The organism is Micromonospora zamorensis (genome assembly GCF_900090275.1).
Taxonomy (GTDB): domain Bacteria; phylum Actinomycetota; class Actinomycetes; order Mycobacteriales; family Micromonosporaceae; genus Micromonospora; species Micromonospora zamorensis.
This window is the reverse complement of record NZ_LT607755.1, coordinates 2,122,428-2,147,157: the sequence shown is the minus strand read 5'-3', so window position 1 is coordinate 2,147,157 and position 24,730 is coordinate 2,122,428. Positions and strand designations below refer to the sequence as shown.

Below are 24,730 nucleotides of genomic sequence, written 5' to 3'. Positions count from 1 at the left end.
ATCGCGATGGGCTCCTGGTCGCGTGACTCGACGGCCTGCAGCTGACGCTTGGTGCGCCGCAGATCAGCGGTGACCTTCTTGAGGTAGTCGAGAAGCTGCTGCTCATCGGCCATCGTTCGGCCCTCCCCTAGGACGGAAGTGGTGGATCACGGGAATTCGAGTTCGTTGTCGATCAGGTCGAAGATGTCCTCGGCGGAGGCGCTGTCGAGGTCGGCGTCGTCGGACGTCGCCGCGGCGGGCACGGCCGAGGCCGGTTCCACGGCGGCGAGAAGTTCCCGCAGCCGGGCCGTGATGCCGGTGCCGGCCAGCGCCTCGGCGTCCAGCGCCGAGATGGCGCCGGTCAGCCGGTCGAACGCGACGTGCACGGCGTTGCCGTCCGGCTCGGCGCCGGTGGTGAGTTCCTTGCCCAGGTGCTCGGCGAGCGCCTGTGCGTTCGGGTAGTCGAAGACGAGCGTGGCGGGCAGCCGCAGCCCCGTCGCGCCGTTGAGCCGGTTACGCAGCTCGACGGCGGTCAGCGAGTCGAAGCCGAGTTCCTTGAAGGCGCGGGTGGCTTCGATCGGCTCCGAGGCGGGGCGGCCGAGGACCACTGTGGCGTGCCCGCGTACCAGATCGAGCAGGATCCGCTGCTGGTCCGCCGCGCCCAGCCCGGTCAGCCGCCGACCCAGGTCGTCGCCGGTCTCGGCGGCGGCGGCCGCTGCCCGGCGGGCCGGGGCCCGCACCAGGCCACGCAGCAGTGGCGCCACCGCGCCGCCCTGCCCGCGCAGGATCCCGGTGTCGATGTTCGCCGGGACCAGGATCGCCTCGTCGTGGCGTAGTGCCGCGTCCAGCAGGGCGAGCCCCTGCCCGGCGGTGAGCGGGGCCATCCCACCGCGGGCCATCCGGGCGTGGTCGGTCGCGTCCAGGTGACCGGTCATTCCACTGGCGTCGGCCCACAGGCCCCAGGCCAGCGCCACCGCGGGTAGTCCCTGGTCGCGCCGGTGCTGGGCGAGGGCGTCGAGGAACGTGTTCGCCGCCGCGTAGTTGGCCTGCCCGGCGCCGCCGAACGTGCCGGCGCCGGCGGAGAAGAGGACGAACTCGGCGACCGGCGCCGAGCGGGTCAGCTCGTGCAGATGCCAGGCGGCGTCCACCTTGGGCCGCATCACCTCGTCCAGGCGCTCCGGTGTCAGCGAGCCAACCACACCGTCGGCGAGGACTCCGGCCGCGTGCACCACAGTGCTGAGCGGGTGCTCGGCCGGGATGCCGGCGAGCAGCCCGGCCAGAGCGTCCCGGTCAGCGGTGTCGCAGGCGACGACCTGGGCCTGGGCGCCCAGCTCGGCGAGTTCCGCGCACAGCTCGGCGGCGCCGGGAGCCTGCGGACCGCGCCGGCTGGTGAGCAGCAGGTGCCGGCGGCCCTGTCGGGCGAAGTGCCGGGCCATCAGCGCGCCGAGCGTACCGGTGCCGCCGGTGATCAGCACGGTGCCCTCGGGGTTCGGCCGGGGTGGCAGGGTGAGGGCGATCTTGCCAATGTGCCGGGCCTGGCTGAGGAAGCGGAACGCCTCCGGCGCGCGACGCAGGTCCCAGGTGCGCAGCGGCATCGGGCGCAGGTGCCCGGCCGCGAAGAGCGCGATCAGGTCGGTCCAGATCTCGCTGATCCGCTCACCGCCGGCCTCGATGAGGTCGAACGCCTGGTAGCCGACGCCGGGGTGCTCGGCGGCCACGGTGTCGGCGTTGCGGATGTCGGTCTTGCCCATCTCGACGAACCGCCCCCCGCGGGGCAGCAGCCGCAGCGACGCGTCGATGAACTCACCGGCCAGGGAGTCGAGGACCACGTCGACACCGCGGCCGTCGGTCGCCGCGAGGATGCGCTGCTCGAAGTCGAGGCTGCGCGACGAGGCGATCCGGTCGTCGGCGAAGCCGTTGGCGCGCAGCACGTCCCACTTGCCGGGGCTGGCGGTGCCGAACACGTCGGCGCCGAAGTGCCGGGCGAGTTGGACGGCGGCCATTCCGACGCCGCCGGTCGCGGCGTGCACCAGCACCGACTGCCCGGCGCGCAGGTGGCCGGCGTCGACCAGGCCGTAGTAGGCGGTGAGGAACGCGACCGGCACGGTGGCGGCGACCGGGTACGACCAGTCGTCGGGGACCTTGGCGATCATCCGGTGGTCGGTGACGCCGATCGGTGCCATCGAGCCGGAGAAGAGACCCATCACCCGGTCGCCGACGGCGTAGCCGCTCACACCCGGCCCCACCTCGACGATCTCACCGGCCGCCTCGTTGCCGAGCACCTGCTGGTCGGGAACCATTCCGAGGGTCAGCACCACGTCCCGGAAGTTCAGGCCACTGGCGTGGATGCGGACGCGCACGTGACCGTCCGGCAGGTCCCAGCCGATCTCCGGGCAGGGCAGCAGCTCCAGGTTGTCGAAGGTGCCCCGCTCGCGTACGTCGAGGCGCCACGGCTCGTCGCCGTCCGGCAGGACCAGGGCGGAGGTGGTCGCGGCGCGAGCCAGGCGCAGCGCGTGCGCGGTGCCACCCCGCAGCGCGACCTGCGGTTCCCCGGTGCCGGTCGCGGTGACCAGCGCGGCCGCCGAGGCGGCATCGCCGTCCAGGTCGGCGAGTTGGAGCCGGTCCGGGTTCTCCGCCTGCGCGGCGCGGATCAGACCCCACAGGGGGGCGTGCACCAGGTCCTCGATCGGGTCCTCGGGGCCGGTCGACACGGCATGGCGGGTCACCACCACGAGCCGGGCGTCCGGGCCGGCGAGCCAGTCCTGCAACAGGGCGAGGAAGGAGTGCGTCGCGCTGGTCGCGGCCGTGGCGACGGCACCCGCGGTGCCGCCCGGGCCGAGGGGCGCGATGACCAGGTCGGGGCGCCGACTCGCGTCGTCGGCGACATCGGCGTACGCCACGACGTCGTGGCCGGCCTCCGCGAGGGCAGCGGACACGCCGATCTCGTCGGCGCCGAGGATCGCGACGAAGGCCGGAGCACCGTCGACGGGAAGGGTCAGCGGGGTCCAGTCGAGACGGAACAGCGAGTCCCGGGCCGGGTCGTCGGCCGCTTCCAGGGCGCCTGCGGCGATCGGGCGCAGCACGAGCGAGGCGATCGACAGGACCGGGCTGCCGGTCTGGTCGGCGGCGAGCACCGAGACGGTGTCGGCGCCCAGCGGACGCAGCCGGACGCGCAGCACCTCCGCACCGGAGGCGAACAGGTCCACGTCGGTCCAGGAGAACGGCAGCAGCCCGCCCTGTTCCGGGCCGGCCGGTCCGAGGGCCAGGCCGATCGGGTGCAGTGCCGCGTCGAGCAGCGCCGGGTGCAGGCCGTACGCGTCGGCGTCGGTCCCCCGGGGTAGGGCGACCTCGGCGTACACGTCGTCGTCGGAGCGCCAGATCGCCCGCAGTCCCTGGAACGCCGGGCCGTAGCCGTAGCCACGGGCTTCCAGGTCCGGATAGAAGCTGTCCACCGGCACGGCTTGCGCGCCGGCCGGCGGCCAGACCGGGAGAGGTTCCGGGGCTTGCGGTCGGGTGGTGCTGAGCAGACCGGTCGCATGCCGGGTCCACTGCTGTTCGGCGTCGGCGGTGTCCGGCCGGGCGTAGAGGGTGAACGTGCGGTCGGGGCCGTCTCCGGCGGCGTCGACCACCGCCTGTAGTGCCAGACCGGCCTGGTCGGGCACGATCAGCGGCCGTTCCAGGGTGAGGTCGGCGACGATCGCGCAGCCGAGCTGGTCGCCGATCCGGATGGCGAGGTCGAGCAGGGCGGTGCCGGGGACCACCAGGCGGCCGGAGACGCGGTGGTCGGCGAGCCACGGGTGCGTGGTGAGGGATAGCCGCCCGGCGAAGATCGTGCCGTCTGCGCCGGCGAGTCCGAGGGCCGCGCCGAGGACCGGGTGGGTGACGGGGGCCAGGCCGAAGGCCGAGGCGTCGCCGTGCGGCCGGGTGCTGGGGCGCGGCCAGTAGCGCTGGGTCTGGAAGGCGTACGTGGGCAGTTCCACGACGGGGGCTGCCGGGATGACGGTGTGCCAGTCGACGGGTGCGCCGCGCACCCACGCCTCGGCCAGCGACCGGACCACCTGCTCGGGGCCGCCCTCGCCACGACGCAACGTGCCCACCGTGGCCACGTCGGCGGTGTCGGCGATCGCACCGGTCAACACGGGGTGCGCGCTGACCTCGACGAAGATCCGATGCCCGGCCGCCTGCGCCGCCGCGACGGCCAGGTCCAGGCGCACCGGCTGGCGCAGGTTCCGATACCAGTAGCCGGCGTCCATCTGACCACCGTCCTCGACGGTCGAGAACACGGGCACCTCGCCGGCCAGCGGTTGCACCCCGTCCAGGACACGGGCCAGCTCCGCCTCCACGGGCTCGACCAGAGCGCAGTGCGAGGCGTAGTCGACCTTGACCCGCTTCGCCCGCACCCCGGCCGCCTCCGCAGCAGCCAGGAACGCATCCAGGTCAGCACCGGCCACGGCGACACTCGTCGGACCATTGACCACCGCGACGCTCACACCCTCGGTCAGCAGGGGTGTCACCACGTCCAGGCCGGCGTTGACCGACACCATCCCACCGCTACCCGCGATCGACAGCAGCGCCTTACTCCGCAACGCCACGACCCTCGCCGCGTCGCTCAGTGACAGCACCCCCGCCACACAGGCCGCCGCGATCTCTCCCTGCGAATGGCCAATCACCGCATCCGGGGTCACACCCCTGGCCCGCCACACCTCCGCCAGAGAGACGTGCACCGCCCACAGGACCGGCTGCACCACATCCACCCGCTCCAACGGATCGTCCGAGCGCAACACCTCCAACAGATTCCAGTCCACGAAAGGATCCAGAGCCGCCGCGCACTCCGCGATCCGCGCCGCGAACACCGGCTCCGCATCCAACAACCCCACGGCCATACCGACCCACTGCGAACCCTGACCCGGGAACACGAACACCACACCGGCATCGGGAGCCGCCGAACCGGAGACCACCGAGCCCGACGGGACACCATCCGCCAGCGCCTGCACCCCACCGGTGACGTCCGGACCCAGCACCACCGCCCGGTGATCGAACACCGACCGGGACGACAGCAACGAGTACGCCACCGACGACGCGTCCGCCGCCACTGTCGACAGCCGCGCGGCCTGATCAGCAACCGCAGCCGGCGTACGCCCCGACAGCAGCCACGGCGCACCCGACCCCGTCACCTCTACCGGTGCGACAGTCGGCGCGGCGGGCGGCTCCTCGATGATCACGTGGGCGTTGGTGCCGGACATGCCGAACGACGACACCCCGGCCCGGCGCGGGCGCTCCCCCGCCGGCCACGGCCGCGCGTCCACCAGCAGCTCCACCGCACCCGCCGACCAGTCCACGTCGGGCGTCGGCTCGTCGACGTGCAGGGTGCGCGGCATCGTCTCGTGCCGCATGGCGTGGACGACCTTGATGATGCCGGCGACACCGGCGGCGGCCTGCGCGTGACCCATGTTCGACTTGATCGAGCCGAGCCACAGCGGTTGGTCGGCGGCCCGCTCCTGACCGTAGGTCGCCAGCAGCGCCTGCGCCTCGATCGGGTCACCGAGGGTGGTGCCGGTGCCGTGCGCCTCCACCATGTCCACGTCGGCTGCGGAGAGCCCGGCGGCGGCGAGCGCCTGGAGGATCACCCGTTCCTGAGCGGGCCCGTTGGGCGCGGTCAGACCGTTCGAGGCGCCGTCCTGGTTGACCGCGGTGCCCCGGACCACGGCGAGCACCCGGTGCCCGTTGCGGACCGCGTCGGAGAGTCGCTCCACCAGCAGCATGCCGGCGCCCTCGGCCCAGCCGGTGCCGTCGGCGGCGGCGGCGAACGCCTTACACCGGCCGTCACCGGCGAGGCCGCCCTGGCGGGAGAACTCGACGAACGTGCCGGGGGTGGCCATCACGACCGCGCCGCCGGCCAGCGCCAGGGTGCACTCACCACGTCGCAGTGCCTGTGCGGCCAGGTGCAGTGCCACCAGCGACGACGAGCAGGCCGTGTCGACGGTGACCGCCGGCCCTTCCAGGCCCAGCGTGTAGGCGACCCGCCCGGACGCGACGCTGGCCGCGTTGCCGGTGGCCAGGTAACCGTCGAGGCCGTCGTCGGCGGCGCCCATCAGCAGTGTCGAGTAGTCATGTGAGTTGGTGCCCGCGAACACACCGGTCCGCGACCCGGACAGCGACGCCGGGTCGATGCCGGCCCGCTCGATGGCCTCCCACGACACCTCCAGCAGGAGCCGCTGCTGCGGGTCCATCGCCAGGGCCTCGCGGGGGCTGATCCCGAAGAACGCGGCGTCGAAGTCGGCGACGGCGTCGACGAAGCCGCCCTGGGCGGTGTGCGACGAGCCCCGGTCGTCCGGGTCACCGGCCAGGGCGGCCAGGTCCCAACCACGGTCGTCGGGCAGCCCGGAGACCACGTCGGCGCCGTCGGCGACGATCCGCCACAGGTCCGCCGGGGTGCTGATCCCGCCCGGGTAGCGGCAGGCCATCCCGACGATCGCGATCGGCTCGCGGTCCGCGGCTTCGAGGTCGCGCACCTGGTCGCGGGTGCGCTGCAGTTCGTTGATCACCTTTTTGAGGGATTCGCGCAGGCGTAGTTCGTCCGCCATCAGAACGCTCCTTGATCGGGCCGGCGGGGCAGGATGTCCGGCGTTACAGACCGAGGTCGTTGTCGACCAGGTCAAACAACTCGTCGTCGGAGGCGTCGGCGAGGGCGTCCGGGACGCCGTCGGTCTCGGCCCCGCCGGTGTTCAGCTTCGCCAGCAGGCTCTGCAGGCGCAGGACGATGCGGGCTCGGCCGCTGTCGTCGCCGTCGCGGCTGGTCAGCGCCAGTTCGAGCCGGTCGAGTTCGGCCGCGGTGGGCAGGATCGTCGCGGTGTCGGGCAGGAGTTCGTTCTTGAGGTACCGCGCGAGCACGGTCGCGGTGGGCCGGTCGAAGACCAGCGTGGCGGGCAGTTTGAGGCCGGTTTCCCGGCTCAGGTGGTTGCGGACCTCGACGGCGGCGAGCGAGTCGAAGCCGAGTTCCCGGAACGCCCGGGTCGGCGGGATGCTGTCCGCCGAGGAGTGGCCGAGCACTGTCGCCGCCGCCGTGCGTACCAGTTCCAGCAGGTGCTTCTCCCGGTCCTGCTCGCCCAGGGCCGTGAGGTGGTCGCGCAGTGCCGTCACCGTGTCGGTGCCCGCCTGCGGGCCGTCGCCCTCCGCGCCGGCCAGGGCGTCGCGGGCCTCCGGCAGGTCGGCGAGCAGGCTGCTGTGCCGGGCCATGGTGTACGCCGGGGTGAACTTCGCCCAGTCGACGTCGGCGACAGTGGTGGTGGCGTCGGTGCCACCGACCGCCCGGGCCAGGGCCGCGATCGCCGCCTCCGGGTCGAGTGGCAGCAGTCCGCGTCGGCGCAGGCGGTCCTCGACCGCGGGGTCGTCGGCCATGCCCGCCCCGGCCCAGGGCCCCCAGGAGAGCGCGGTGGCCGGGAGCCCGGTCGCGCGCCGGTGCTCGGCGAGAGCGTCCAGGTAGGAGTTGGCCGCCGCGTAGCCGCTCTGACCGCCGCTGCCCCAGATCCCGGCGATCGAGGAGAACAGCACGAACGCGTCGAGGTCGTGACCGGCGAGCAGCTCGTCGAGGTGGGTCGCGCCGTCCACCTTCACGCGGGTGACCGCCGCGAACTCCTCGGCGGTGCAGTCGTCCAGCGAGGTGGGGTGGTCGACGCCGGCCGCGTGCACGACGGCCCGCAGCGGGGTGGGATCGGCGTGCACTTCGAGGAGCAGGTCGGCGACCGCGGACCGGTCGGTGACGTCGACCGCCGCGATGGTCACCCGGGCGCCGAGGCTCTGGAGTTCGGCGGAGAGTTCCGCGGCGCCGGGCGCCACTGTTCCGCGCCGGCTGGTCAGGACCAGGTGTTCCGCGCCGGACCGGGCGGCCCAGCGGGCGACGTGCGCGCCGAGACCGCCGGTGCCGCCGGTGATCAGGACGGTGCCGGTCGGTTGCCAGGAGGTGCCGTCGACGTCGGAGGTGACCCGCACGAGGCGGCGTCCGTGCGTACCGGTGCGGCGGATGGCCACCTGGTCCTCGCCGCCGGCGGCGAGGACCGCGACCAGGTCCCCGGCGGTACGCTCCTCGATCTGCTCGGGCAGGTCGACGAGCCCTCCCCAACGCCGTGGGTGGTCGAGGGCGACGGCCCGGCCGAAGCCCCAGACGGTCGCCTGGGACGGCCGGCGCAGCGGGTCGGTGCGGTCGACGGTGACCGCACCCCGGGTCAGGCACCAGAGTGGGGCGCCCGCGCCGCCGCTGTCGCCGAGTGCCTGCAGCAGGCGCAACGTCGACAGTGCGGGGTCGGTGCCGTTGTCGCCGAGGGCCTGGAGGGAGACGACACCGGCCAGGTCGGGGGTCTCCGAGACGATCTGCCAGAGCTGGTCGGTGAGCACGCCCCGATCGGTGAGGGTGTCGTCGACGGTCGTGGTGATGACGTGCGCGCCGTGCTCCTCCAGGGCGGTGCGCACCCATCGGGTGTCGTCGGTGGGCGACACCAGCAGCCAGGTGCCGGTGAGGGCGGGTGTCACGCCGGAGGTGAACGGCTTCCAGGTGACCCGGTAGCGCCAGTTGCGGACGGTGTCGTGCTGCCTGCTGCGCTGCCGCCAGGTGGAGAGGACCGGCAGGGCGGCGTCGAGCGCCTCGCGGGCCGCATTGTCGAGGTCACCGGCGATCAGGTCGAGGTCGGCGCGTTCGACGGCGTCCCAGAAGCGGGCGTCGGTGGGGTGCTCGTCGCGGGTTGTGGGCCGCACGGTGTCCGGCCAGTAACGCTCGTGCTGGAAGGCGTAGGTGGGCAGGTCGACGCGCCGCGCACCGGGGTAGCACCGGGTCCAGTCGACCGCGACGCCGCGCACGAAGACCTGGGCCAGGGCGGTGAGCAGCGTGGTCGGTTGGTCGCGGTCGGAGCGTTGCACGGGTACGAACACCGCGTCGGAAACGCAGTCCGCGCCCATCGCGGACAGGACCCCGTCGGGACCGATCTCCACGAACGTGCTGACACCTGCGGCCTCCAGGGTGGCGATGCCGTCGGCGAAGCGAACTGCCTCTCGCACGTGCCGCACCCAGTAGCCGGCGTCCTGCGTCCCGGCGATCTGCCCGGTCACGTTCGACACGATCGGGATCCGGGGCTGCGCGTAGGTCAACGAACCCGCGACCTGGGCGAACTCGGCGAGCATCGGCTCCATCAGCACCGAGTGGAACGCATGGCTGACCCGCAACCGCTTCGACTTCTCAAAGTGGGCGGCGACAGCGGACACCTCGTCCTCCGCGCCGGACAGCACCACCGAGCGGGGACCGTTGATCGCCGCGACCGACACCCCGTCGGTCAGCAGCGGCAGCACCTCCGCCTCGGTGGCCCGCACCGCGACCATCACGCCACCGGCTGGCAACGCCTGCATCAACCGACCGCGCGCCGCGACAAGCTTCGCCGCGTCGGCCAGGGACAGCACCCCGGAGACGTGCGCGGCGGCGATCTCACCGATCGAGTGCCCCACCAGGTAATCCGGAGTGACACCGAACGACTCGACCAGGCGGAACAACGCCACCTCGACCGCGAACAGCGCCGCCTGCGTGTGGACCGTCTGGTCCAGGGCCTGCGCGTCGTCGGCGATCACGTCGCGGATCGGCCGGTCGAGGTGGAGGTCCAGCTCGGCGCAGGCCGCGTCGAACGCGTCCGCGTACACCGGGAAGGCCTCGACCAGGTCCAGGCCCATGCCGGGCCGCTGCGAACCCTGACCGGAGAAGACGAAGGCCAGCTTGCCGTCGGAGATCTCGCCGGTCACCAGGCCGGCGGCCGGCTTACCGGCCGCTGCCGCCGCCAGGGCGTCGGCGTGCTGGGGGCCGAGAACCACCAGGCGTTCGGTCAGCGCCGCGCGGGTGGTGGCCAACGAGTGCCCGACGTCGATCACGTCCGGCTGCTCCCCGCCGGTGACCCAGGTCAGCAGGCGCGCGGCCTGGTCGCGCAGCGCGCCGGGGCTGCGTGCGGAGAGCGTCCACGGCACGATGCCCGCCTGCGGCCGGTGCCGGGCAGGCGGAGCGGCGTCGACGGCAGGTGGCTCCTCGATGATCACGTGAGCGTTGGTGCCGGACATGCCGAACGATGAGATGGCGGCGCGGCGCGGGTGGTCGACGGCCGGCCACGGTCGCGCTTCGGTGAGGAGTTCCACCGAGCCGGCGGACCAGTCCACGTGCGGGGTCGGCTCGTCCACGTGCAGGGTTCGCGGGAGGGTCTCGTGTCGCATCGCCTCGACCATCTTGATGATCCCGGCGACGCCAGCGGCGGCCTGCGAGTGGCCGATGTTCGACTTGATCGAGCCGAGCCAGAGCGGCTGGTCCTTCGGGCGGCCCTGGCCGTAGGTGGCGAGCAGCGCCTGTGCCTCGATCGGGTCGCCGAGCACGGTGCCGGTGCCGTGTGCCTCGACCGCGTCGACGTCGGCGGTCGTGAGGGCGGCGGCGGCGAGAGCCGCCCGGATCACCCGTTGTTGCGCGGGGCCGTTCGGGGCGGTCAGGCCGTTGGAGGCGCCGTCCTGGTTGATCGCGCTGCCGCGGACCAGGGCGAGGACCTGGTGACCGTTGCGTCGGGCGTCGGAGAGGCGTTCCACCAGCAGGACGCCCACGCCCTCGGCCCAGCCGGTGCCGTCGGCGCCAGCGGCGAACGACTTGCAACGGCCGTCGGCGGCGAGGCCACGCTGGCGGGAGAACTCGGTGAACGTGCCCGGGGTGGCCATCACGATCGCGCCGCCGGCGAGGGCGAGATCGCACTCACCGGACCGCAGTGCCTGCGCGGCCAGGTGCAACGCGACGAGCGACGACGAGCAGGCGGTGTCCACGGAGACGGACGGCCCTTCCAGACCCAGGGCGTAGGACACCCGGCCGGAGATGACGCTGGCGGCGTTGCCGGTGGCCAGGTAGCCCTCCACGGCGTCCGGCGCCGCCATCAGCAGGGTCGGGTAGTCGTGGCTGTTGGTGCCGGTGAAGACGCCGGTGTGGGTGCCGCGCAGGGCGACCGGGTCGATGCCGGCCCGCTCCACCGCCTCCCAGGACGTCTCCAGCAGCAGGCGCTGCTGCGGGTCCATGGCGAGCGCCTCGCGGGGCGAGATGCCGAAGAACCGGGCGTCGAAGTCGGCCACGCCGTCGAGGAAGCCGCCGGCCGCGGCGTACGAGGTGCCGCGGGCGTCGGGGTCGGCGTCGTAGAGGGCGTCCAGGTCCCAGCCTCGGTCGGCGGGCAGACTCGAAACGGCGTCGGTGCCGGTGTCGACCAGTCGCCACAGGTCCTCCGGCGAACCGACCCCGCCGGGGTAGCGGCAGGCCATGCCGACGATGGCGATCGGTTCGTTGGCGGCGGCCGTCACCCGCGTTTGCGGGGTGGCACCGTCGTCGGAGCCGAGCAGGGCGGCCAGGTGGCCGGCGAGCGTGGCGGCGTTCGGGTAGTCGAAGACGACGCTGGACGGCAGGTGCAGACCGGTCGTGGTGACCAACCGGTTGCGGAGTTCCACAGCGGTCAGTGAGTCGAAGCCGAGTTCGCGGAAGGGTCGGTCGGTGCCGATGTCGGCGACGCCGCCCAACCCGAGGACCGCGGCCGCTTCGGTGCGCACGACGTCGAGGAGGCGCTTCGCGCGTTCGGTGGCACTGAGTCCGTCGAGGAAGGTGCTCTGCGCTGCGGTCACGTCCTCGACCGGGGAGTACACCTCATCCAGCAACGGACGCGACCTGGCCGAGGTGAACGACGCACCGAACCGCTCCCACTCCACGTCGGCGACCGTGACCGCCCGCTCCCCCGACCCCACCACCTGCGCGAACGCGGCCATCGCCAACTCCGCCGGCATCGGCGGCAACCCCCGACGACGCAACTGCACATCATCCCCCGCAGCCGCGACCATCCCCCCACCAGCCCACGGACCCCACGACAACGCCGTACCCACCACACCACGAGCCCGACGCGCCGCGATCAACCCATCCAAAAACGCATTCGCCGCCGCGTACGCACCCTGACCACCCGAACCCCACACACCAGAAATCGACGAGAACACCACGAACGCGTCCAGGTCACCGGGGAGCAACTCATCCAGATGCACCGCACCCGCGACCTTCCCACTGACCACCTCGTCCCACACCTGGGGCGTGAGTTCCGTCAGCAACGCCGTCCGCTCCACACCGGCGGCATGCACCACGGCTCGCACCGGTGTGTCCAGGTTCTGCAACAGCGCGGCGACCGCGTCCCGGTCGGCCATGTCGCAGGCGGCGACCGTGGCACGTGCTCCGGCCGCCTCGACGGCGGCGACGACGTCCGCCGCGCCCTCGGCCTGCGGACCTCGCCGCGACACCAGCACGAGGTGCTCGGCGCCCTGCTCAGCGGCCCAGACCGCGACCCGACCACCCAGCGAGCCCGTGCCGCCGGTCACCAGGACCGTCCCCGACGGCGTCCAACCCGGCTGGTCACCGACTGCGGCGGCCGAGCGGACCAACCGCCGCACGTACACACCCGAGGACCGCACGGCCACCTGATCCTCGGCACCGAAACCACCGGCCAACACCCGCACCAGTCGGGCACCCACCCGGGCGTCCCAGCTGGCCGGGAGATCGACCAGACCACCCCACAGGTGCGGCATCTCCAGACCCACCACCCGACCGACGCCCCACACCGCCGACGCTTCCGGGGTGACGGTGTCGGCGCGGCCCACGGGTGCACCGCCGGCCGTCAACACCCACAGCGGAGCGACAACGCCAGCCCGCACCAGCTCCTGCACCAGGGCGAGGGTGAGTTCGGCCGGGTCGGTGAGCCCGGTCTCCAGGGCGAAGAGTGAGACGACGCCGGTCAGGTCCTCCGGCAGGTCGTCGAGGACGGCGGCGATGACGGCCCGGTCGGCGGTCGGGGCCAGTTCGACGCTGATGACGTCCGCTCCGGCGCCCGCCAGGGTGGTGGTGATGCCCGCGCCGGTGCCGGTGGGGCCGATGACCAGCCAGGAGCCGGTCAGGGCCGCCGCTGTGTCCCCGTTCGCCGAGCGCCACTCGACGCGGTAGCGCCGCTCGTCGAGGAGGTGGCCGTCCTGGCGCTTGCGGTGCCACTCGACCAGGGCCGGGAGCAGGTCACCGGCGCTGTCCACGGTGATGCCGAGCCGGGCCAGGTCACCGTCCTGGACGGCTACCCAGAAGTCGTCGTCGTGCATGCTGGCGCCGGACGCCCCGCCGTCGACGCCGGAGAAGACGTCGGCCAGGGTGGCGCTCGGCCAGTAGTCGCGGTGCCGGAAGGCGTAGGTGGGCAGGTCGATGAGGCGACCGCCGGGGTAGCACTGCGCCCAGTCCACCGGGACACCGCGAACGAAGGCTTTGGCCAGGCCGCTGAGGAAGGTCAGCACCTGGTCGGGGGTCGCGCGCTGAAGGGGGACGAGCACGGCCCCGGTCACGCAGTCCGCTCCCATGGCGGCGAGTACGCCGTCCGGGCCGATTTCGAGGAAGGTGGTGACGCCGTCGGCCTCCAGCGTCGCGATGCCGTCGGCGAAGCGCACGGCCTCGCGGACGTGCCGCACCCAGTAGTCCGCGTCCTGCGCCGTCGCGACCTGTCCGGTGATGTTGGAGACGACGGGGATGCGCGGCGGGTGGTAGGTCAGTCCGCCGGCCACCTGGGCGAAGGCGTCCAGCATGGGCTCCATCAGCGAGGAGTGGAAGGCGTGGCTGACCCGCAGTCGCTTGGACTTCTCGAAGTGGGCGGCAACTGCGGCGACCTCGCCTTCCACGCCGGACAGAACCACCGAGCGGGGTCCGTTGATCGCGGCGATGTCCACGCCCTCGGTCAGCAGTGGCAGCACCTCGGCCTCGGTGGCCCGTACGGCGACCATGACGCCGCCGGCCGGCAGCTCCTGCATCAGGCGGCCTCGGGCCGCGACCAACGTCGTCGCGTCGGCGAGGGACAGCACCCCGGCGACGTGCGCGGCGGCGATCTCACCGATCGAGTGCCCGACCAGGTGGTCCGGGGTGATCCCGAACGACTCGACCAGGCGGTAGAGGGCGACCTCGTAGGCGAACAGCGCCGACTGGGTGTAGAGGGTCTGGTCGAGATCGACGCCCTCGGTGATCACGTCGCGCAGCGGGCGGTCCAGGTGGATGTCGAGTTCGGCGCAGGCCGCGTCGAACGCGTCGGCGAAGACCGGGTAGGTCTCGGCCAGCTCCAGGCCCATGCCGGGTCGCTGTGAGCCCTGGCCGGAGAAGACGAACGCGAGCTTGCCGTCGGAGACCTCGCCGACGACCAGACCGGCCGTCGAGACACCGGCCGCGAGCGCGTCGAGGGCGTCGCGGTGGTCGGCGCCGAGCGACACAGCCCGGTACGGCAGGGCGGCGCGGTGCGTCGCGAGGGTGTGACCGACGTCGACGGGGTTGGCCGTGGGCTGTCGGTCGAGGTGGTCGGTGAGTCGGGTTGCCTGTGCCCGCAGGGCGTCGTCGCTGCGGGCGGAGATCAGCCACGGGATCGGGCCCGCCTGAGTGGTCGGGCGGTCGGTGGGTTCGGTGGTCGGGGGTTCTTCCAGAATCAGGTGGGCGTTGGTGCCGGAGAATCCGAATGAGGACACACCCGCGCGCCGTGGCCGGTCGGTCTGTGGGTGCCAGGGGCGGGTCTCGGTGAGCAACCGCACCGCACCGGTGGACCAGTCGACCTGCGGGGTCGGCTCGTCCACATGCAACGTCGCGGGCAACACATTGTGCTTCAGGGCCTGGACCATCTTGATGACACCCGCCACACCGGCGGCGGCCTGGGTGTGACCGATGTTCGACTTCACCGACCCCAACCACAACGGCTCACCACCAGCACGGTCCTGCCCATACGTGGCCAACAACGCCTGCGCCTCGATCGGATCACCCAACCTGGTGCCCGTGCCATGCGCCTCCACCACATCAACATCAGCAACACCCAGGCCAGCGCTGCCCAACGCCGAACGAATCACCCGCTGCTGCGACGGACCATTCGGCGCCGTCAAACCATTCGACGCACCATCCTGATTGACCGCACTACCCGCCACCACCGCCAACACCGGATGCCCAAGACGCACCGCATCCGACAAACGCTCCACCACCAGAACACCAACACCCTCACCCCACGCCGTGCCATCCGCCGCCGCCGCGAACGCCTTACACCGCCCATCACCGGCCAACCCCCGCTGCCGCGAAAACTCAATAAACGTCCCCGGCGTCGACATCACCGTCACACCACCAGCCAGAGCCAAACCACACTCCCCCGACCGCAACGCCTGCACCGCCAAATGCAACGCCACCAACGACGACGAACACGCCGTATCAACAGTGACCGCCGGACCCTCCACCCCAAGAACATAAGAAACCCGACCCGACAACACACTCGCCGCATTACCCGTCCCCAGGAAACCATCAGCCTCCCGCGGCACCGCCAACAACAACGTCGAATAATCCTGACCATTGGTCCCCGTGAACACACCAACCGGCGAACCCCGCAAACCCAACGGATCCACACCCGCCGACTCCAACGCCTCCCACGACACCTCCAACAACAAACGCTGCTGCGGATCCATCGCCAAAGCCTCACGCGGCGACACCCCAAAAAACGACGCGTCGAACCCCGCTACACCCTCCAAAAAACCACCCGACGACACATACGACGTCCCGAACGACTCCCCATCACCAGCCAACCCCGACAGATCCCAACCCCGATCCGACGGAAACTCCACCACCCCATCACCACCAGAAACCACAAAATCCCACAACTCATCCGGCGAACCCACACCACCCGGAAAACGACACGCCATCCCCACAATCGCCACCGGCTCATCCACCACCGAACCCGCGACTACCTCCGCAACAACACCCTCATCCCCACCCAACAACGACCCCAAAAACCCCGCCAACACACCCGCCGACGGATAATCAAAAACAACACTCGACGGCAACAACAAACCCGTCGACACATTCAACCGATTACGCAACTCCACCGCAGTCAACGAGTCGAAACCGAGTTCGCGGAAGGGCCGGTCGGTGCCGATGTCGGCCACGCCACCCAACCCGAGGACCGCGGCCGCTTCGGTGCGCACCATGTCGAGGAGGCGCTTCGCGCGTTCGGTGGCACTCAGGCCGTCGAGGAAGGTGCTCTGCGCTGCGGTCACGTCCTCGACCGGGGAGTACACCTCATCCAGCAACGGACGCGACCTGGCCGAGGTGAACGACGCACCGAACCGCTCCCACTCCACGTCGGCGACCGTGACCGCCCGCTCCCCCGACCCCACCACCTGCGCGAACGCGGCCATCGCCAACTCCGCCGGCATCGGCGGCAACCCCCGACGACGCAACTGCACATCATCCCCCGCAGCCGCGACCATCCCCCCACCAGCCCACGGACCCCACGACAACGCCGTACCCACCACACCACGAGCCCGACGCGCCGCGATCAACCCATCCAAAAACGCATTCGCCGCCGCGTACGCACCCTGACCACCCGAACCCCACACACCAGAAATCGACGAGAACACCACGAACGCGTCCAGGTCACCGGGGAGCAACTCATCCAGATGCACCGCACCGGCGACCTTCCCGCCGACCACCTCGTCCCACAGGTCGGGGGTGGTGTCGGTCAGCAGCGCGGACCGTTCGACGCCGGCGGCGTGCACCACGGCCCGGACCGGACTGTCCAGACTGTCGAGCAGGCCACGAACCGCGTCCCGATCGGTCATGTCACAGGCGGCGACCGTCACCCGGGCACCCGCCGCCTCGACGGCGGCGACAACATCCGCCGCGCCTGCGGCCTGGGCACCCCGCCGCGACACCAGCACCAGGTGCTCGGCACCCTGCTCGGCCGCCCACACCGCGACCCGACCACCCAGCGAGCCCGTGCCGCCGGTCACCAGGACCGTCCCCGACGGCGTCCAACCCGGCTGGTCACCGACTGCGGCGGCCGAGCGGACCAACCGCCGCACGTACACACCCGAGGACCGCACGGCCACCTGATCCTCGGCACCGAAACCACCGGCCAACACCCGCACCAGTCGGGCACCCACCCGCGCGTCCCAGCCGGCGGGGACGTCGACCAGACCACCCCACAGCTGCGGCACCTCCAGGCCGACCACGCGACCCACACCCCACACCGCCGACGCTTCCGGGGTGACGGCGTCGGCGCGGCCCACGGGTGCACCGCCGGTGGTCACCACCCACAGCGGGGCGGTCACGCTCGCGCCAGTCAGCTGCTGCACCAGGGCGAGCAGTTCGGCTCCGGTGGCGGGCGAGGCGATGATGCCGGCGATCGGTGCGGACAGGTCGCCCAGCTCGGTCGAGCTGTGCGCGTGGAGCACCTCGGCTCCGGCTTCGGCGAGGGTCCTCGCGAGGGAATCGACATGGCTCTCGTCGGCCCGATCGGCGCCGACGATCAGCCAGCGGCCGTCGAGGGTGTCGGCGGCCTCTCCGGTGACGGGACGCCAGCTGGTCCGGTAGCGCCAGCCGTCGACGACTTCGGCGTCCTGGCGCTTGCGGCGCCACTCGACCAGGGCCGGGAGCAGGTCACCGGCGCTGTCCACGGTGATGCCGAGCCGGGCCAGGTCACCGTCCTCGACGGCGGCCCAGAAGTCGGCGTCGGCCGGCTCGCCCGCGTCGGTGGCGGCCACCGGCTCGGGAACGCTCGGCCAGTAACGCTCGTGCTGGAAGGCGTAGGTGGGCAGGTCGATGAGGCGTCCGCCGGTCAGGCACGGCGTCCAGTCGACCGCGACACCGCGCACGAAGATCTGGGCCAGGGCGGTCAGCAAGGCGGTCGGTTGGTCGCGGTCAGAGCGTTGCACAGGTACGAACACCGCGTCGGAAACGCAGTCAGCGCCCATGGCCGACAGGACCCCGTCGGGGCCGATTTCCACGAACGTGCTGACACCCAGGTTCTCCAGGGTGGAAATGCCCTCGGCGAACCGCACGGCTTCCCGGACGTGCCGCACCCAGTAGCCGGCGTCCTGCGCTTCGGCGACCTGCCCGGTCAGGTTCGACACCACCGGAATCTGCGGCTGCGCGTAGGTCAACGACCCCGCGACCTGTGCGAACTCGGCGAGCATCGGCTCCATCAACACCGAGTGGAACGCGTGGCTGACCCGCAGACGCTTCGACTTCTTGAAGTTCGCCGCCACCGCGGCGACCTCGTCGGCGGTCCCGGACAGCACCACCGAACGCGGACCGTTGATCGCCGCGACGGACACCCCGTCGGTCAGCAGCGGCAGCACCTCCGCTTCCGTGGCCCGCACCGCGACCATCACCCCACCGACGGGCAACGCCTGCATCAGGCGGCCTCGAGCCGCGACCAGCTTCGCGGCGTCGGCCAGGGACAGCACCCCGGCGACATGCGCAGCGGCGATCTCCCCGATCGAGTGACCGACCAGGTAGTGCGGCGTGACACCGAACGACTCGACGAGACGGAACAACGCCACCTCGACCGCGAACAGCGCCGCCTGCGTGTAGACGGTCTGGTCCAGGGCCTTGGCGTCGTCGGCGATCACGTCGCGGATCGGCCGGTCGAGGTGGAGGTCCAGCTCGGCGCAGACCGCGTCGAACGCGTCCGCGTACACCGGGAAGGTCTCGGCCAGTTCCAGGCCCATGCCGGGTCGCTGTGAGCCCTGGCCGGAGAAGACGAAGGCGGTGCGCCCGCCCTGCGCGGTGCCGGTGACCAGACCGGGAGCCGCAGTTCCGGCGGCGAGGGCGGTCAACGCGGCCTGCCGATCCTCGGCCAGGACGACAGCCCGGTGCGCGAGGGTGGCGCGAGCGGCCAGCGAACGACCGACGTCTGCCGGCTCGGTTTCGGGTCGCCTGTCGAGGTGGTCGGTGAGTCGGGTTGCCTGTGCGCGCAGGGCGTCGTCGCTGCGGGCGGAGATCAGCCACGGGATCGGGCCCGCCTGAGTGGTCGGGCGGTCGGTGGGTTCGGTGGTGGGGGGTTCTTCGAGGATGAGGTGGGCGTTGGTGCCGGAGAATCCGAATGAGGACACACCCGCGCGGCGTGGCCGGTCGGTCTGTGGGTGCCAGGGGCGGGTCTCGGTGAGCAACCGCACCGCACCGGTGGACCAGTCGACCTGCGGGGTCGGCTCGTCCACATGCAACGTCGCGGGCAACACATTGTGCTTCAGGGCCTGGACCATCTTGATGACACCCGCGACACCGGCGGCGGCCTGGGTGTGACCGATGTTCGACTTCACCGACCCCAACCACAACGGCTCACCACCAGCACGGTCCTGCCCATACGTGGCCAACAACGCCTGCGCCTCGATCGGATCACCCAACCTGGTGCCCGTGCCATGCGCCTCCACCACATCAACATCAGCAACACCCAGGCCAGCGCTGCCCAACGCCGAACGAATCACCCGCTGCTGCGACGGACCATTCGGCGCCGTCAAACCATTCGACGCACCATCCTGATTGACCGCACTACCCGCCACCACCGCCAACACCGGATGCCCAAGACGCACCGCATCCGACAAACGCTCCACCACCAGAACACCAACACCCTCACCCCACGCCGTGCCATCCGCCGCCGCCGCGAACGCCTTACACCGCCCATCACCGGCCAACCCCCGCTGCCGCGAAAACTCAATAAACGTCCCCGGCGTCGACATCACCGTCACACCACCAGCCAGAGCCAAACCACACTCCCCCGACCGCAACGCCTGCACCGCCAAATGCAACGCCACCAACGACGACGAACACGCCGTATCAACAGTGACCGCCGGACCCTCCACCCCAAGAACATAAGAAACCCGACCCGACAACACACTCGCCGCATTACCCGTCCCCAGGAAACCATCAGCCTCCCGCGGCACCGCCAACAACAACGTCGAATAATCCTGACCATTGGTCCCCGTGAACACACCAACCGGAGAACCCCGCAAACCCAACGGATCCACACCCGCCGACTCCAACGCCTCCCACGACACCTCCAACAACAAACGCTGCTGCGGATCCATCGCCAAAGCCTCACGCGGCGACACCCCGAAAAACGACGCGTCGAACCCCGCTACACCCTCCAAAAACCCACCCGACGACACATACGACGTCCCGAACGACTCCCCATCACCGACCAACCCCGACAGATCCCAACCCCGATCCGACGGAAACTCCACCACCCCATCACCACCAGAAACCACAAAATCCCACAACTCATCCGGCGAACCCACACCACCCGGAAAACGACACGCCATACCCACAATCGCCACCGGCTCATCCACCACCGCCGACGAGGGCACAACCTCCGAACCAGAACCCTGATCCCCACCCAACAACGACCCCAAAAACCCCGCCAACACACCCGCCGACGGATAATCAAAAACAACACTCGACGGCAACAACAAACCCGTCGCAGCGGCCAACCGATTACGCAACTCCACCGCAGTCAACGAGTCGAAGCCGAGTTCCTTGAACGGCTGGTCGGCGTCGATCAGGCCAGCGCCGGTGTGCCCGAGGACGGCGGCGGCGCTGGAGACCACCAGGTCGAGCAGCTCGCGGGACCGCTCCTCGGCGCTCATCGCGGCGTACCGACCGGCGGCCGGCGCAGCCGGCTCCGCGGTGGCGGCCTGGAGGCGAATGTGGTCGGGCAGCGCGCTGACCAGGGGGCGGACACGGGCCGACGCGTACATCGGGAGGAAGCGGTCCCAGTCGACGTCGGCGATGGTCACGCAGGTCTCGTCGTGGTCGAGGACCGACTGGAGGCCGGAGAGAGCCAGCTCCGGGTCGAGGGTGAGCAGGCCACGCCGGCGTAGCTGCTCGGTGATGTCCGGGTCGTCGGCCATGCCACCGCCGGCCCAGACGCCCCAGGCGACCGAGGTGGCTGCGGCACCACGGGCGCGGCGCCACTGGGCGAACGCGTCGAGGAAGGCGTTGCCCGCCGAGTACGCGGCCTGTCCGCCGCTGCCCCAGACGCCGGAGATCGAGGAGAACAGGACGAAGGTGCTGGGTTCGTCGCCGAGCGCGGCGTCCAGGTTGATCGCACCGGCGACCTTGGCGGCCAGGACCGCGTCGAGGTCGACGTCGGTGGCGGTGGCAAGGTCGGTGTGGTGGTCGACGCCGGCGGCGTGCACCACGGTGCCGATCCGCTCGCCGTCCGCCCGCAGTCGTTCTACCAGCCGGCTCACCTCTGCGGGGTCGGCGACGTCGCAGGCGGTAACGGTCACCCGGGCGCCGTGGCGGCGGACCTCGGCGGCCACCAGATCGGCGTCGGGGGCGTGGATGCCCCGGCGGCTGACCAGGACCACGTGTTCGGCGCCGCGGACCGCGACCCAGCTCGCTACCCGGGCACCGAGGCCGCCGGTTCCGCCGGTGATCAGGACGGTGCCGCGCGGCAGCCACGCGTCGCGGGGCGCGGCGGCGGTGTGCGGGTCACGCAGCAGGCGACGTACGTAGGTGCCGGAGCCGCGTACCGCGATCTCGTCCTCGCCGCTGCCGTGCAGCGCGGCGACGACCCGTTCGGCGGCGCGCTGGTCCAGCTTCTCCGGCAGGTCGATGAGGCCGCCCCAGAGATGGGGGCGTTCCAGGCCGAGGACACGGCCGAGACCCCAGGCCAGGGCCTGGCGGGGCGCGTCGAGGTGGTCGGCGCGGCCGGTGGAGACGGCGCCCCGGGTGGCGGCCCAGAGTGGTGCTTCCAGACCCGCGTCGGCGCAGGCCTGCGCGACGGTCAGGAGGGTCGCCGCCGGGTCGAGCGCGGGGTCCAGGGCGAGCAGGGACAGGATGCCGTCGGTGGGCCCGGCGGCGCGCAGTCGCTCGGCGAGAGCGCCGCGCTCCGGCGTCATGGTGAGCACTGTGGTGTCGCCGAGGGCGGTCAGCAGCGTCGCGTCGACGTCGACGTCGGCGCTGGTCAGCACGAGCCAGCGACCGGTGGTCGGCGTACGGGGCGAGCCGGTCAGCGGCTCCCAGCCGATCCGGTAGCGCAGCGTGTCGAGCACCGCGTGGGTGTGCCGTCGCCGCCGCCACGCTGAGAACGCCGGCAGCAGCGCTTCCAGGGTCTCGCGGTCCTCGTCCGAGCCGAGGCCAAGGGTTTCCGCGAGGAAGGCGGTGTCCTGGCGCTCGATCGCCGACCAGAAGTGCCCGTCGGCCGGATCGCCGGCCGTTTCCGTCCGCTCCGTGGGCGGCGAGGTGAGCCAGTACTGCTGCCGCTGGAAGGCGTAGGTGGGCAGGTCGACCATGCGCCCGCCGGTCAGGCACGGCGTCCAGTCGACCGCGACACCGCGCACGAAGACCTGGGCCAGGGCGGTGAGCAGCGAGGTCGGCTGGTCGCGGTCAGAGCGTTGCACGGGTACGAACACCGCGTCGGTGACACAGTCGCCACCCATCGCGGAGAGCACCCCGTCGGGGCCGATCTCCACGAACGTGCTGACGCCTGCGGCCTCCAGGGTGGCGATGCCGTCGGCGAACCGGACCGCCTCCCGCACGTGCCGCACCCAGTAGCCGGCGTCCTGCGTCTCCGCGACCTGCCCGGTCAGGTTCGACACCACCGGAATGCGCGGCGGCGCGTAGGTCAACGTTGCCGCGACCTGAGCGAACTCGGCCAGCATCGGCTCCATCAGCACCGAGTGGAACGCGTGACTGACCCGCAACCGCTTCGACTTCTCAAAGTTCGCCGCCACCGCGGCGACCTCGTCCTCCGTGCCGGACAGCACCACCGAGCGGGGACCGTTCACCGCCGCGACGGACACGCCGTCAGTCAGCAGCGGCAGCACCTCCGCCTCGGTGGCCCGCACCGCCACCATCACCCCACCCGACGGCAATGCCTGCATGAGGCGGCCCCGGGCGGCGACCAGCTTCGCGGCGTCGGGCAGGGACAGCACCCCGGACACGTGCGCGGCGGCGACCTCCCCGATCGAATGCCCCACCAGGAAGTCCGGAGTCACACCGAACGACTCGACCAGCCGGAACAGGGCGACCTCGACCGCGAACAACGCCGTCTGGGTGTAGACCGTCTGGTCCAGGGCCTCCGCGTCGTCTGAGATCACCTCGCGGATCGGCCGGTCGAGGTGACGGTCCAGCTCGACGCAGGCCGCGTCGAACGCCTCCGCGAACACCGGGAACGACGACGCCAACCCCAGACCCATGCCCGGCCGTTGCGACCCCTGACCGGAGAACACGAACGCCGTCTTGCCCCGCACCACCGACCCGACGACCGGACCCAACTCACCAGCGGCCAGCGCCGCCAACTCCTCCGACCCGAACACCACCGCCCGATGCGCGTGCAACGACCGCGACGACACCAACGAGAACCCGACATCCACCGGATCCACACCCGCCACCGCCGCCAACCGCGACGCCTGACCCTGCAAACCCTCCGGCGACCGGGCCGAGAGCACCCACGGCACCCGTGCCGGCAGGACGGCCGCGTCCCGCTGCGGGACGTCGGCGGCCGGCGGTTCCTCGATGATGACGTGCGCGTTGGTGCCGGAGACCCCGAACGACGACACACCCGCCCGGCGCGGCCGGTCCTCGGTGCCGGGCCACGGCCGGGCTGTGGTGAGCAGTTCGACAGCGCCCGCCGACCAGTCCACCTGTGGCGTCGGCTCGTCCACGTGCAGCGTTCGCGGCATGGTCCGGTGCCGCATCGCCATCAGCATCTTGATGATGCCGGCGACACCGGCGGCGGCCTGGGTGTGCCCGATGTTCGACTTGATCGACCCCAGCCACAGCGGCTCGTCGGCGGAGCGGTCCTGGCCGTAGGTGGCGATCAGGGCCTGCGCCTCGATCGGGTCGCCCAGGGTGGTGCCGGTGCCGTGTGCCTCGACGAGGTCGACGTGCTCGGCGGGGACCCGGGCGTTGGCCAGGGCGCTGCGGATGACGCGCTGCTGGGCTGGGCCGTTCGGGGCGGTCAGGGCGCTGCTGGCGCCGTCCTGGTTGACTGCGGTGCCCCGGACGACGCCGAGGACGCGGTGGCCGTTGCGGACCGCGTCGGAGAGCCGTTCCAGGAGGAGCATGCCGGCGCCCTCGGCCCAGCCGGTGCCGTCGGCGGCGGCGGCGAACGACTTGCACCGACCGTTGGTGGAGAGGCCGCGCTGCTTGCTGAAGTCGACGAACACGACCGGGGTGGCCATCACGGCGACGCCGCCGGCCAGGGCGAGGGAGCATTCCCCCTGACGCAGCGACTGGACCGCCAGGTGCAGGGCGACCAGCGACGACGAGCAGGCCGTGTCGACGGTGACCGCCGGCCCCTCCAGCCCCAGGGTGTACGCGACCCGCCCGGAGGCGACACTGCCGGAGTTGCCGGTGCCGAGGTAGCCGGCGACGTCGTCCGGGATGCTGCTCAGGTTGACCGCGTAGTCGTGGTACATGACGCCGGCGAACACCCCGGTACGGCTGCCGCGCAACCCGGTAGGGTCGATGCCGGCCCGCTCGAAGGTCTCCCAGGACGTCTCCAGCAGCAGGCGCTGCTGCGGGTCCATGGCGATGGCCTCGCGCGGTGAGATGCCGAAGAAGGCCGGGTCGAACTGGCCCGCCTCGTGCAGGAAGCCACCCTCGTGGGTGTACGACGTCCCGGGGTGGTCGGGGTCCGGGTGGTAGAGCGACTCCAGGTCCCAGCCGCGGTCGACGGGGAACTCGGTGATGCCGTCCCGCTCGTCGGCGACCAGGCGCCACAGGTCCTCGGGCGTCTCCACACCGCCGGGGTAGCGGCAGGCCATGCCGATGATCGCGATCGGCTCGCGATCGCGCTCCTCCATCTCGCGCAACCGCTGACGGGTGTCGCGCAGGTCGCTGGTGGCGCGCTTGAGGTAGTCCAGGAGCTTGGCTTCGTCGGCCATCAGAACGTCACTC

General features: G+C 71.7%; 2 protein-coding genes and 1 pseudogene. All 3 read right to left on the bottom strand.

What is annotated here, in order from left to right; all coding sequences use genetic code 11:
• Positions 1 to 35: 35 nt before the first annotated feature.
• A pseudogene (locus GA0070619_RS34065) lies at positions 36 to 113 on the bottom strand (polyketide synthase docking domain-containing protein); the annotation flags it as partial.
• A 33-nt stretch (positions 114 to 146) separates the two neighbouring features.
• The gene (locus tag GA0070619_RS09465) at positions 147 to 6,638 is read right to left on the bottom strand and encodes an SDR family NAD(P)-dependent oxidoreductase (RefSeq protein WP_414855625.1); all 6,492 of its coding nucleotides are present in this window, start codon (positions 6,636 to 6,638) and stop codon (positions 147 to 149) included.
• Complete coding sequence (locus tag GA0070619_RS09460) at positions 6,607 to 24,717, bottom strand: type I polyketide synthase (RefSeq protein ID WP_088947711.1); 18,111 nt, start codon at positions 24,715 to 24,717, stop codon at positions 6,607 to 6,609. The genes GA0070619_RS09465 and GA0070619_RS09460 overlap by 32 nt, the downstream gene beginning before the upstream one ends.
• Positions 24,718 to 24,730: the final 13 nt, after the last annotated feature.